The sequence below is a fragment of the Acinetobacter variabilis genome, from assembly GCF_000369625.1.
Classification (GTDB): domain Bacteria; phylum Pseudomonadota; class Gammaproteobacteria; order Pseudomonadales; family Moraxellaceae; genus Acinetobacter; species Acinetobacter variabilis.
In genome coordinates, this window is the sequence record NZ_KB850111.1 from 434,232 (window position 1) to 447,143 (window position 12,912).

Annotated in this window: 11 protein-coding genes; 4 read left to right on the top strand and 7 right to left on the bottom strand. The window is 43.9% G+C overall.

All coding sequences use genetic code 11. The annotated features are described in order from the left end of the window. Positions 1-94: 94 nt before the first annotated feature. Positions 95-2,041, bottom strand: a complete 1,947-nt coding sequence (acs, locus tag F897_RS02045; RefSeq protein WP_005232656.1) for an acetate--CoA ligase — start codon at positions 2,039-2,041, stop codon at positions 95-97. Positions 2,042-2,302: 261 nt separating this feature from the next. Here acs and F897_RS02050 point away from each other — a divergent pair, with 261 nt between their 5' ends. Together F897_RS02050 and F897_RS02055 are read left to right on the top strand one after the other, a co-directional pair. Next, positions 2,303-2,878, top strand: a complete 576-nt coding sequence (locus tag F897_RS02050; protein ID WP_005232658.1) for a DUF805 domain-containing protein — start codon at positions 2,303-2,305, stop codon at positions 2,876-2,878. A gap of 107 nt (positions 2,879-2,985) precedes the next feature. After that, positions 2,986-3,966: a mechanosensitive ion channel family protein gene (locus F897_RS02055; RefSeq protein ID WP_004781520.1), complete on the top strand. Its 981-nt coding sequence runs from the start codon at positions 2,986-2,988 to the stop codon at positions 3,964-3,966. On the opposite strand, the gene F897_RS02060 is transcribed toward F897_RS02055, so the two are convergent. The 5 genes from F897_RS02060 to prfB all read right to left on the bottom strand — a co-directional run bounded on the left by F897_RS02060 (position 3,940) and on the right by prfB (position 8,935). Beyond that, the gene (locus tag F897_RS02060) at positions 3,940-4,653 is read right to left on the bottom strand and encodes a 16S rRNA (uracil(1498)-N(3))-methyltransferase (protein WP_005232660.1); all 714 of its coding nucleotides are present in this window, start codon (positions 4,651-4,653) and stop codon (positions 3,940-3,942) included. The genes F897_RS02055 and F897_RS02060 overlap by 27 nt on opposite strands. A gap of 277 nt (positions 4,654-4,930) precedes the next feature. Further along, positions 4,931-6,211 (bottom strand): 3-deoxy-D-manno-octulosonic acid transferase, encoded by a 1,281-nt coding sequence (locus F897_RS02065; RefSeq protein WP_034580439.1) that lies wholly within the window; start codon positions 6,209-6,211, stop codon positions 4,931-4,933. An 81-nt stretch (positions 6,212-6,292) separates the two neighbouring features. Next, positions 6,293-7,378 carry an alkene reductase gene (locus tag F897_RS02070; RefSeq protein WP_004781517.1) on the bottom strand — a complete coding sequence of 362 codons (1,086 nt, stop codon included), beginning with the start codon at positions 7,376-7,378 and terminating at the stop codon, positions 6,293-6,295. Positions 7,379-7,393: 15 nt separating this feature from the next. After that, entirely contained in the window at positions 7,394-7,693 is a 300-nt protein-coding gene (locus tag F897_RS02075) for an ArsR/SmtB family transcription factor (RefSeq protein ID WP_034170237.1), read from the bottom strand. Positions 7,694-7,839: 146 nt separating this feature from the next. Further along, a protein-coding gene (gene prfB / locus F897_RS02080; RefSeq protein ID WP_122959107.1) for a peptide chain release factor 2 occupies positions 7,840-8,935 on the bottom strand; the annotation gives its coding sequence in 2 pieces (ribosomal slippage) (positions 7,840-8,862 and positions 8,864-8,935; 1,095 coding nt in all). Between the two features lie 503 nt (positions 8,936-9,438). On the opposite strand from prfB, the gene F897_RS02085 reads away from it, so the two are divergent. Then, positions 9,439-10,224: a putative porin gene (locus F897_RS02085; protein WP_004781512.1), complete on the top strand. Its 786-nt coding sequence runs from the start codon at positions 9,439-9,441 to the stop codon at positions 10,222-10,224. A 172-nt stretch (positions 10,225-10,396) separates the two neighbouring features. Beyond that, positions 10,397-11,149 carry a putative porin gene (locus F897_RS02090; protein ID WP_004781510.1) on the top strand — a complete coding sequence of 251 codons (753 nt, stop codon included), beginning with the start codon at positions 10,397-10,399 and terminating at the stop codon, positions 11,147-11,149. Positions 11,150-11,208: 59 nt separating this feature from the next. Here F897_RS02090 and recJ read toward each other — a convergent pair whose 3' ends face one another. Next, a complete protein-coding gene (recJ, locus tag F897_RS02095) occupies positions 11,209-12,912 on the bottom strand; it encodes a single-stranded-DNA-specific exonuclease RecJ (protein ID WP_005232665.1) in 1,704 nt (567 codons plus the stop codon).

Consider the following 12,912-nt stretch of genomic DNA (forward strand, 5'->3'; position numbering starts at 1 on the left):
AGATTGCAGCTTGGCACTATATTCGAAAGCATGCAGAGCTTATTCCTGAGACAAAAATACCGGCAAATAATGCCGGTATTTGAACGTCCCAAACTTATGCTTGATTGCGCTGCACTTCAGCAATCAATTGATCTACCACCTGTGGCTCCGCCAATGTTGAAGTATCACCCAGACTATCCAGTTCATTGGCAGCAATCTTTCTTAAGATCCGGCGCATAATTTTTCCTGAACGCGTTTTAGGTAAAGCGGGTGCCCAGTACAAGGCATCTGGCGTTGCCACTGGCCCTAAAATTTTACGTACCCAAGCTACCAGTTCACCGCGCAGCTGTTCAGTACTTTCAGTCCCTGCCTGCAAGGTGACAAAGGCACAAATCCCCTGACCTTTGATGTCATGCGGCATACCCACCACAGCCGCTTCGGCAACAGCTTCATGGGCCACCAGTGCACTTTCAATTTCTGCCGTACCCAGACGATGGCCTGAGACATTGAGTACGTCATCGACACGACCAGTAATCCAGTAATAGCCATCTTCATCACGACGTGCGCCGTCACCCGTAAAGTACGTTCCCGGATAGGTCGAGAAATAAGCTTCAATAAAGCGACCCGGGTCACCCCAAATGGTGCGCATCTGACCTGGCCAGGAATCTTTAATTACCAGATTGCCTTCTGCCACCCCTTCAATTTCCTTGCCTTCTGCATCGACAATGGCTGGTTGTATACCAAAAAATGGTCGGGTTGCAGAACCCGGTTTCAGGTCAGTCGCGCCCGGTAAAGGCGTAATCATAAAACCACCGGTTTCGGTTTGCCACCAGGTATCAATCACTGGACAGCGGCTTTCACCAACTACCGAGTAATACCAGTTCCAAGCTTCCGGGTTAATCGGCTCACCGACCGAACCTAAAATTCTCAGGCTGCTACGATCACTTTCCCGCACATAGGCATCCCCCTCACGCATCATGGCACGAATGGCAGTTGGTGCGGTATAGAGAATGGTCACATTGTGCTTGTCGACGATATGTCCGGTACGTGCCCAGCTTGGATATTGTGGTACCCCCTCAAACATGACCGTGGTTGTACCATTAGAAAGCGGACCATACAGCACATAGGAATGCCCGGTAATCCAGCCGACATCGGCAGTACACCAGAACACATCATCCTGTTTGATGTCAAAAACTTCGCGGAAGGTGCAATTCACATAAGTCAGATAACCGCCTGTGGTATGCAGTACGCCCTTAGGTTTTCCGGTTGAACCCGAGGTATACAGGATAAACAGTGGATCTTCCGCATTCATCGGCTCAGGCGGACAGATCTCATTCACGGTCATAATTTCCATGTGATACCAGAGATCACGTCCCTGTTGCATTTCCACCGGATTGCCAGTGCGATGTACAACGATGACATGTTCAACCGATTCGGTGCCAGCAATTTTCAGCGCTTCATCCACATTGGCTTTCAATGGAATGGCTTTACCACCACGCATACCCGAATCTGCGGTAATCACCATTTTGGCCTGACTGTCCTCAATCCGGCTAGCCAGAGAATCAGGTGAGAAACCACCAAACACCACACAATGCACTGCACCAATCCGGGCACAGGCCAGCATGGCAATTGCGGCTTCCGAGACCATTGGCATATACAGCACCACCCGGTCGCCTTTTTTAATCCCGTTTTTTTTCAGAACATTGGCGAAACGGCAGGTTTCATCATAAAGCTCATGAAAAGAAATAATCTTGTGACGGGACGGATGGTCCCCTTCCCAGATAATCGCCGGTTTATAAGGATGTTCCTTAAGATGGCGATCCAGACAGTTGGCACTGACATTGAGCTGGCCATCTGCAAACCATTCAATTTTAAAATTATCTTTATCAAAACTGGTATTTTTAACCTGGGTAAAAGGTTTGATCCAGTCCAGGCGCTGTGCCTGTTCAGCCCAGAACTGATCCGGTTGTTCAATGGATTGCTGATAACGCTCAAAATACTCTGTATCAGTGGTACGTGCGGTTTTCTTAAATTCTGCTGGTACTGGATAGATTTCTTTCATTGTTCGCTTCCTTGATCTTGTTCTATCTCATCACGAGAGCTTGATGGCATTTTGTTGATTGTTTTTTATGCATAATGGCAGTATGTACTGCATATTTCAAATCCTACAATCATGCTTTCGTCGTAGATTATTTATTCAAATTCAATCAGAATAACTTCGGATAATGCTCAGCTATGGCCAAAGTCAGCTAGATATTGCTATCGTTAAATAAAATGAGTCGCCCACTCTCGCTGTATTTTATACAGGCTTAGGATCTTGCCCATGAATTCAACTGAACCTTCCTATTTCCCTCCTCCTTTTCCTGCAGCAGATCATCCCTTATCGATCAGGGGCCGATTTGGACGTTTGAGTTTTATTGCCTGGTCTGCATTTTTACAGTTTATTTTCTTATGCAGCAGTATTGCGCTAGGTTTAAGTATTGATATTGTGAACATTGCCAGCCTATCGGTAGATTCAAACTGGCAAATTTCCCTGCATGGCTTATCCAGCCTGTTTGCCTTGGCGATCATGCTGGTCTACCTGTATTTCGGTATTGTGATTACGGTACGGCGCTTACACGATCTAGAACGCAGTGGCTGGTGGATGCTGCTATTCTTCGTGCCTTTGATCAATCTGTTTGTCTGGATTTATATCCTGCTTTTTCCGGGAACAAGAGGCAGCAATCAGTATGGCCCGATACGTACAAGCCCCGTCTGGGAAAAAATTGTGGCCTGGCTGGTAATCATTTTTACCGTACTGAGCCTGTTGGCGACGACTGCGTTATTCTCTTATATGAGTGAAGGTGAGCCTTCAAGAATCCCAAGTGAAGTGAAACAAAAAACGACTGAGTTCTTTTAAGACAGTTGTGTCTGTTTTACATAAATATATTGTGTATAAATTTCGTTGTTATTAATTTTTTGCTGTAGTTGAGGCAAAATAAGCGAAATTTAAATTGTGGAGTTTTTGTGGCTGAGCAAGAAAATACTTTAAGCCAGGTAACTGAAGGGACGACTGAGCTCCTGCATCAAGCGACTGAAAAAACTGCCCAAACCGTGATCGAACATACCTCCAAGTACAATGATGCCTATAGCACCATTGATAAGATCATGGAAGGTTTCTGGGAGCGTGTGCCTTATTTCTGTATTGCGCTAATAGTCATTGTCATTTTCTGGTTACTGTCAAAACTATTTAAGTTTTTTGTCCGTAAGACTTTAGAAAACCGTACTTATACCCGACAGAATCTGGTGCTGGTGCTGAACCGTGTCGGTAGTACCGTGATTGTTTTCTTTGGCGTATTAATCGGGCTGGTGATTGCAATTCCAGGCTTCACCCCAGGTCAGCTGATGAGTGCGCTTGGGATTGGTTCGGTGGCGATCGGTTTCGCATTTAAGGATATTTTCCAGAACCTGCTCTCAGGCGTACTGATTTTGCTGGGGGAACCCTTCAAGATTGGCGATGACATTATCGTGAATGGTCTGGAGGGTACCGTAGAAGATATCCAGATTCGTGCAACCTTTTTACGCTCGCCAGATGGTCGTCGTATCGTAATTCCAAATGCTACGGTCTATACCAGTGCAGTCACGGTGAATACTGCTTATACCCGTCGCCGCTGTGAATTTTCGGTCGGTATTGGTTATGAAGATGATATCCAGAAAGCCAAGGATATTATTACTGCAATTCTGGATAAAGATCCGACCATCCTGAGTCAACCTGCATTTAGCGTCAATGTGATTGCACTGGCAGACTTCTCGATTACCCTCAAAGCATTATGGTGGGTCAATACCACTGAAACAGGCATAGGTACCTCAATCAGTGCAGTTCAGGAACGGGTAATTCAAGCCTTTGCTGAACATAACATTTCGATTCCATATCCGGTGCAGGAAGTGAAAATCTATCGTGGCGATGGCCATGAAGATGCTTCAGCTCGCGCTAAACAGTCGACCTAAAACATACGAAATTGCCGTTTCAGTACGGAGAATACGGTTGCCAAGGCTCACTGCCTGGCAGCCGTTTTTTATGAACAAATCGACCTCATAAGGAATAAAGCCACCTTCCGGGCCAATGACAATCGTGCAAGGATGCTGAAGTGCGTATGGCATCGGCTGTTCCGCATAAGGATGTGCAACAAAGGCTGGACGGTCAGCTGTAATAAGTCCCGGTAAGATATCTTCGACAAAAGGTTTAAAGCGTTTATACAGCTCAATTTTCGGAGCAAGCGTATCCCCTGCCTGTTCTAAACCAAGATCTACATAATGATTCAGCTGCTGCAAAAATGGTGTCTGCCAATAGCTTTTATCCACCCGATAGCTATGCAATAAAATGATTTTCTCTACGCCCATGGTCACAGCATCCATGATCAGACGACGCAAAACTTTAGGACGTGGTAAAGCTACAATTAGAGTAACAGGCAGCTTTGCAGGAACTGCTTCTTCTTGAATCGGTTTCAATAAAACTGCTTTTTCAGAAGTTTCGACAACTTCAGTTACATACCGTTTCCCTTCCCGAATTCCGACTTTTAATGTGTCACCGACCTGAACCTCAAGATGCTGTTGCAAATGTTCCAGCTGCCGCTTTGACGTAATTGACCATAGATCAGATTCGGTTTGGCGGGGATCAAGCAGGACGATATTCATAAAAAATTAACTCAACAAATCCATCACTGGATACGCGGAAACGTCATCCACAACTGTGCGAGGCAGGACTCTTTTTGCCTGATATAGGTTCTGCGATATCTCTGCAAAAAGATGGTATATGACGAGTTTTGTGGATGACAAATGGTTTTGTTACTTTTGCCGAAACAAAAGTAAAAGAAAGAAGAGTTCCTAGCATTAAATCTATAAAGATAAGGCTTAGTTTTAACCTTATACAGTCAATCCATGAAAATCAGCTTCTTCACAAATCAGAATATAATCAAAGATATTGATCAATCACCTGAATATGCTTTTCAAGTGAACCCTGATTTTGCTGCATCATCTTTTGAGCAGCAATATTCAAGCTTTCAGCTTTAGCTGAATTATTCAAAATCTCTAGTAAAGTCTCAGCCGCCTGCGTGGCATCCTGCACCACTTCTACCGCATGCGCCTGCGCAAACTCATCTACAATTGTCTGAAAGTTAAAATAGTTTTTACCCAGAATCGTTGGAACATTTAGCGCAATCGGCTCCAGAATATTATGCCCACCACCTGGTTCATTTAGAGAACCACCAACATAACAGGCTTGGCTCAAGGCATACCAGAGCCACATCTCGCCCATAGAATCCGCCAGATAAACCTGAGTATCAGCTTCAATGCGCTGTCCCAAGCTACGGCGCTGGGTCCTTAAACCTAAGGACTGTGCAGCTTGGAACACCTCATCGAAACGTTCCGGATGGCGTGGCACCACGATACAAACTAATGCTGGATTTGCATCTAACGCAGCTTTAAGCTCAGACATCAATTGCTGTTCTTCAGGTGCATGCGTACTGGCGAGAGTAATAATCTTCCGGCCTTGCAAAGACCATTCCTGTCTCAACCCTGCCGCATGATCAATAAATTGCCGGGGTGCCATGATATCAAACTTGATATTGCCCAAGACCTGAGTTTTTTCTGAAGCGATACCTAGGTCAATATAACGCTGCTGGGTTGCTGTATCCTGAGCCAAAAGAGCCGTTAAATTCTTAAGCATGCCACGGGTTAGGCCTTTGACTTTGCCATAGCCTTTGGCGGATTTTTCAGAAAGACGGGCATTCAGTAATAGGCAAGGCACATTAAAATTCGGTGCCTGATCAATCAGATTTGGCCAGAGCTCGGTCTCCATCAATAACAGCAATTTAGGCTGATATTTTTGATAAAAATCACGAATCAGGGTTTTCTGGTCAGCTGGTAAATATACAGCCTGGAATAAGTCTAAATAAGGTTCTTTCAAGAAGAGAGATTTGGCACGTGCCTGCCCGGTCTTGGTGGTATTGGTCACTAGAACTGGATGCCCAAGTTTTAAATAGTGTTCAATTAAAGGTTGAGCGGCATTGGTTTCCCCTACGGATACCACATGAAACCAAATCGCCTGCAGGTTTTTAGGGGACTGGAAAGGACCAAAACGTTCCAGCAGTTCTTGTTGTAATTGTTCCGGACTGGTCGCACGTTTACGTATACGGGATTGATAAAGCGGTTTCGCTAGCGCCAAGGCTGCGTTATACCAGAATGGAGTAGCCACATTGCGCCCCAAAACAGATTCAATCGGCAAAATATAACAGAGCCACATCGACATGTTAATCGATGTGGCTCTTATTTCGAATTATTCTATGGTGCTTAATACCTTAACTTCTGCCAAAGTTGGATAATCAATATAACCTTCAGCCACCTGACTACCGATCATATTTTCCATTTTCAGCTCATTCAGCGGTGCATTCTGAAGCAGACGCTCGTATAGATCAGGATTCGCAATGTAGGCTTTACCAAATGCGACTGCATCTGCCTTTTCAGCTGCCAGTAGCTCAATCGCATCTTCACGACTCAGCTGCATATTAGCAATATAAGGTACTCCACCTGAACGCTCCTTCATATATTCAGAAATACTGTCTTCAGCCAGATATTCACGAGTAAAGAAGAAGGCAATCTTGCGCTTGCCCAGCTGCTCCATGGCATAGCCAAATGTTTCACGTGGATCATTATCACCCATGTCATGATCATCGCCACGCGGCGCAAAATGCACCCCTACACGATCCGCACCCCATACTTCAATCAGTGCATCAGTTGCTTCTAGCAGGAACCGTGTACGGTTTTCCACTGAACCACCGTATTCATCTTCACGCTGATTGGTTTTACTTTGCAGGAACTGATCAATCAGATAACCATTGGCAGCATGTAATTCAACACCATCAAAACCGGCGTCTTTAGCACGAATCGCAGCTTGCTTGTATTGCTCGGTAATCGTGTGAATTTCAGAAACTTCCAAAGGACGCGGCGTAACGTATGGACGTTTTGGACGTAACAAGCTGACATGACCCGCCTGTTGTACTGCACTTGCAGAGACTGGTGTTTCACCATTTAACAGATCCGGATGCGATACACGGCCAACATGCCAAAGCTGGGCAATGATTAAACCGCCCTTCTCATGAACCGCTTGAGTGACCTTTTTCCAGCCTTCGACCTGAGCATCGGTAAACAGTCCTGGAGTATTTAAATAGCCATTGGCTTCTTCAGAAATCACTGTAGCTTCAGAAATGATCAGGCCAGCACTTGCACGTTGCGCATAGTATTCAACCATCATTGGGGTTGGAACGCGATCAGCAGTTGCGCGGCTACGGGTCAGCGGCGCCATGATGACACGGTTTTTAAGCTCTAACGCACCGAGCGTTAAAGGAGAATTTAATTCAGCCATCGTTACTCCCACCTGTTAAAGGTGTTGTTGTAGGTGTTCGATAAATTGCTGAATCAAAGTTTCATTGCGGGAGAAATATGACCACTGTCCATGCTTGGTCGCAGTGATCAGGCCAGCCTGCTGTAATACCGACAGGTGATTGGACATGGTGGACTGGGAAACCTGGCCCAAACATTCAATTTGACCTGCACAGACCCCACGTTGAAAGCCACCACACTCTTCCGCAGACAGATATTGCTCCGGAGATTTTAACCACTCCAGAATTTGTCGACGGGTCGGATTGGCTAAGGCTTTAAAAATTAGATCAAGGTCCATAGGCACATCACAATCAGTGGCGCAACGAAACTTCATTCAGCATCTGCGACCATTATATCGTATTTTTTCGATTTATATATCGAATAATTTAGATATAAGAGTCACAGTCTGTTAAAGCTTTGTTACGCCAGCTTTTAAACGATTTCTTACAGGCCCTGTTTCAGGCTTGCTTCGATAAATTTGTCCAGATCACCGTCCAGAACTGCGCCAGTATTGGAGGTTTCTACCCCTGTACGCAAATCCTTGATACGTGAGTCATCAAGGACATAAGAACGGATCTGGCTACCCCAGCCGATATCAGACTTGGAATCTTCCAATGCCTGTGCAGCTTCATTACGTTTATTCATTTCCAGCTCATATAACTTGGCACGTAATTGCTTCCAGGCATGGTCACGGTTGGCATGTTGTGAACGCTGGTTCTGACATGCCACCACAATACCGGTTGGAATATGGGTTAAACGCACTGCAGAGTCAGTTTTGTTAATGTGCTGACCACCCGCGCCTGACGCACGGTAAGTATCGGTACGGACATCTGAAGGATTGATTTCAATTTCGATATTGTCATCCACTTCAGGTGAGACAAACACGGCAGAGAATGACGTATGACGACGGTTGCCCGAGTCAAAGGGTGATTTACGTACTAAACGGTGTACACCAGATTCGGTACGTAACCAGCCATAGGCATACTCACCTTCGACACGAATCGTCGCAGATTTAATCCCAGCGACATCCCCGTCAGATTCTTCCATTAATTCAGCTTTAAAACCATGACGTTCGATCCAGCGCATGTACATACGTAGCAGCATAGACGCCCAGTCCTGTGCTTCGGTACCACCTGAACCTGCCTGAATTTCTACATAGCAAGGGTTTGGATCCATCGGGTTGCTGAACATACGACGGAACTCAAGCTTCGCCAGTTCTTCTTCAGCCGCATTCAGCTCAGCCTGCACATCTTCAAGCATGGCCTCTTCATCTGCTTCAACCGCAAGGTCGAGCATTGCCTGGGCATCTTCGAGCTGGGTCGTTAATCCGTCCAGTACATTCAGTACATTTTCAAGCTCGCCTTTTTCTTTGGCCATGGCCTGAGCACGACTTTGGTCATTCCAGATCGCCGGGTCTTCTAATTCACGCAGGACTTCTTCTAAACGCTCTTTTTTCAGATCGTAGTCAAAGATACCCCCGTAGTGTTTGACCACGTTCGTTTAAGTCTTTTAATTGGTTTAGATACGGATTAATTTCCACGTGAATTTCTCTCAATCAAAATTAGGTATAAATTCTTAGGTCAATATTATATCACAGTCTATTTCGCCAATTTATAGCGATAAATCCATCTTTAAAGCTAAGTAAGAAAATATTAATCGCACATTTTTTAATTACAAAATTTGTCAGCTTGATAAAATAGCTAAATATTATTTTTAATACTTTCTCATTCTATTCTTAAATATATTTCGCTGTATTTTTATACTCGGTTTTTGATTCATTTTAAAACCCTAAAACCCATACAAAACAAGATAAAAAATAGCATTTTCAATACATTCCACAATATCTACACATTTTTAATAAAACAAAACATTTCATTTTTAGTTTTTAAATTCAATTAGTTATTAAATGAAAATTACATAATATTACCTTACTCACAATGTAGTAACTTTCCTTTGATTGACGATTATTGGAATTGGTCTAGACTTAAAGTTGTAACAAAAAGTGTATTAATTTTAGCCATATTTTCAGAGGGGAGTATCCGCATGAAAAAACTAGCAATCGCTTCAGCATTACTTTCAGCCGTAGCTCTTACAGGTACAGCAGCTCATGCTTATCAAGTAGAAGTGGGTGCATCTGCAGGCCTAACAGACCCGGATAATGGTAGCTCAAGCGGCTCTTTTGGTGTTGATGGCACATACTACTTTAATCCAGTTGAAACACGTAATGCACCATTAGCCGAAGCAGCCTTCCTTGATCGTGCAAGTAATGTGAAAGCTCAATATCAATATGATGATTACGACTCTTCAGAACGTCACCGTTATGGTGTAGGTGCTGAATACTTCGTACCAAACTCAGATTTTTATTTGAGTGGTAGCGTAGGTCGTGATGATTCTAAATACGACAATGCACCTGATTTTGACGAAACCGTTTATAGTGCTGAAGTCGGTTATTTACCTGCACCAGGTCTGTTAATTGCAGCAGGTGTGAAAGGTTATGACAATGACTATGATGACGGTGTAGATCCAACTTTACGTGCTAAATATGTGACTACCTTAAGCAATGGTAAAGACATTAACCTTGAAGCTGGCGCTGCCTTTGGCGACCTAGATGAGTACAACTTAAAAGCTGACTACTTCATCGACAAAACTTTAAGTGTTGGTGCTGATTATCAAAGCAAAGACAATGGCCCTTATGACTCAAATGAATTTGGTGTAAGTGCACGTAAATTCTTTAATGAACAAGTAAGCTTGGAAGGTCGTGTAGGTTTTGGTGAAATTGGTAACCAAGACTACAACAAATTTGGTCTAGCTGCGAAATACCGCTTCTAATCCAAACTAAGAAATTTCATTATAAAAAACCCATCTTCGGATGGGTTTTTTATTGCACTTTAAACAAGCATTTAGGTAGTTTTTGCACATTGACGGGGCGATTATTATCTGTACAATTTGTTACAACTGTTCATCAAACAGTCATATTTTTATAACAAAGAGAGGACTCTAAATGCTTAAGAAACTTACTCTTGCTACAGCACTTATTGCTAGCCTAGGAACTGCTCACGCTTATCAAGCTGAAGTAGGCGGTACGATTGCTCTGGTTGATCCAGACAATGGGGATACTTCTACTGGTTTCGCAATTGATGGAACTTACTACTTCAATCCAGTTCAAGTTAAGAACTCGCCTCTTAATGAAGCAGCATTTTTAAATCGTGCAAGCAATATTAATGCAGCGGTTTCTTATATTGATTATGATTTATTTGATGTGACTACATTTAATGTAGGTGTTGAATATTTTGTTCCAAATTCAGATTTTTATGTAAGTGGTAATATTGGTCAATCATCTACTGATACACCAATTGGTGATGATGACACAACTATATACTCAGCAGAATTAGGTTATTTACCGGTTCCTGGTCTATTACTGGCTGTTGGCCTAGCTGGTTATAACAATGACGCAGGCGATGATGTAGATCCAACCTTACGTGCCAAATATGTTACTCAAGTCGGTCAATATGACATGAACTTTGAAGGTGGTGCAAGCTTCGGTGATCTTGATGCTTATAGCCTCGGCGCAGATTTATATTTAGACAAAACCTTCAGCGTTGGTCTGGGTTACTCTGATTCCGATATTGATAATAGTGATGTCTTCACTATTCGCGCGAAGAAATTCTTCAATCAGCAAGTTAGCCTAGAAGGTTCAATTGATTTTGCTGACGAAGGCAATATCTTTGGTGTACGTGGCGCATACCGCTTCTAATCTGCAAGATTAAAAGTTAAAAAAACCGCTCAATTGGGCGGTTTTTTTATTTGAATAATTTATTGCTCCAGATGAGCAATTCGCATTTGCAGGCTGACATTGCCATTAAAGACATTTTTATCCAGTTCATAGACCAGACGTACATGCTGCTTCATTGGATCAAATTTGTATTTATCGATAGCATTAAAGGCAATCGCATCCATAACCTGTCCACTCTCTAAAGCAACACGTAATTTCAGATGTACATCCTTGAGCCAGCGGTAATCCAGAATCTTAAAGATGCCTTCAAAAATTGGTTGAGGAAACTTTTGCCCCCATGGACTTAAGTTTTGCAGTAAATCGACTGTTTCAATTTGGAAAGCTGATGCCGGTAGTTCCCCATCAGTCCACAGCGTAGCAGTAAATAGGCTTTCATCCATCTCTGCAATCAGCTGTTCAAAGACCTGTTTAAATTCAGCAAAATGCTGCTTTTTAATGGTTAATCCCGCTGCGGCCGCATGTCCACCGAAATGGCTGACCAGATGCGGATACTGCTCTGCTATCCGTTCAATGCTATCCCGGATATGAATCCCTTCAATGGAACGTGCTGAACCTTTGATATGAATACCATCTTCATCAGCAGCAAAGACTATACTTGGACGATGGAACTGTTCTTTTAAACGCCCTGCTACAATCCCGATCACACCCTGATGCCAGTGCTGTTCAAACATGATCAGTGCGGCAGGCAAAGTATTCTCATCGAGCTGGATTTTTTCCAGTTCAGTCAAAGCTTCCTGCTTGATTTTGCCTTCTACCTGACGACGTTCGACATTCAGTTTATTCAGCTGTTCTGCGAGTGGATAAGCGGTTGCCAGATCCGAAGCGAGCAAACACTCAATCCCGATATCCATGGTTTCCATACGACCCGCTGCATTAATACGTGGACCAAGTACAAAACCCAGATCCTGCGCTTTGAGCGTGGCAGCATCACGACCAGCAATTTCCAGCAAAGCACTGATACCAGGTCGGCAAAGATGCTGCTGAATCCGTTTTAAGCCAGCATCCACCAGAATACGGTTGTTATAGTCCAGACTTGCAACATCTGCATAAGTGCCTAAAGCCACTAGATCCAGATAATTGGTAATAACCGTTGAAGATTTACCGAGCTTTTTACGATGAGTCGATAGATTCGCCAAGACATAAAAAGCTACCCCCACTCCCGCCAAGGCCTTACTTGGAAAATCACAACCTAACTGATTGGGATTGACTACAGCTTCTGCTGCAGGTGTAGGCTTGGTGGTTAAGTGGTGATCGGTAATAATCACCTGCATACCATGATCCTGCGCCTGCTTCACACCTTCATGACTGGAAATCCCGTTATCCACCGTAATTAAAAGATCCGGCGTAAAATTGGCAAAAGCCAGATCTGCAATCGCAGGTGTCAGGCCATAACCATACTTAAACCTATCAGGAACCAGATACTCAACATGGGCACCCATATCACGCAGGGCTAAAACCATCAGTGTTGTACTGGTCGCCCCATCAGCATCATAGTCACCGACAATTACGATTTTCTGGCCAGTATCTATAGCCTGATCAATTAGCTGAATTGCTTCCGGCAAGCCTTTCATGGTCGGAGCCAACAGATGCTTGAGTTTAAGCTCCAGCTCCTGTTCAGATTCCACACCACGGCGTGCCAGAATGTCAGCTACAAATGAAGGCACGCCCTGAAAAGATTCAGGGCGTGTCAGTAAAGGTCTTTGCTTGATTTCAAGTTTAGGCAT

Excerpts from the sequence above, each read along its gene's own strand:
- acs (WP_005232656.1), bottom strand. The coding sequence starts at position 2,041 with ATGAAAGAAATCTATCCAGTACCAGCAGAATTTAAGAAAACCGCACGT.
- F897_RS02050 (WP_005232658.1), top strand. The coding sequence starts at position 2,303 with ATGAATTCAACTGAACCTTCCTATTTCCCTCCTCCTTTTCCTGCAGCA.
- F897_RS02060 (WP_005232660.1), bottom strand. The coding sequence starts at position 4,653 with ATGAATATCGTCCTGCTTGATCCCCGCCAAACCGAATCTGATCTATGG.
- F897_RS02070 (WP_004781517.1), bottom strand. The coding sequence starts at position 7,378 with ATGGCTGAATTAAATTCTCCTTTAACGCTCGGTGCGTTAGAGCTTAAA.
- F897_RS02075 (WP_034170237.1), bottom strand. The coding sequence starts at position 7,693 with ATGGACCTTGATCTAATTTTTAAAGCCTTAGCCAATCCGACCCGTCGA.
- F897_RS02085 (WP_004781512.1), top strand. The coding sequence starts at position 9,439 with ATGAAAAAACTAGCAATCGCTTCAGCATTACTTTCAGCCGTAGCTCTT.
- F897_RS02090 (WP_004781510.1), top strand. The coding sequence starts at position 10,397 with ATGCTTAAGAAACTTACTCTTGCTACAGCACTTATTGCTAGCCTAGGA.
- recJ (WP_005232665.1), bottom strand. The coding sequence starts at position 12,912 with ATGCCTAAACTTGAAATCAAGCAAAGACCTTTACTGACACGCCCTGAA.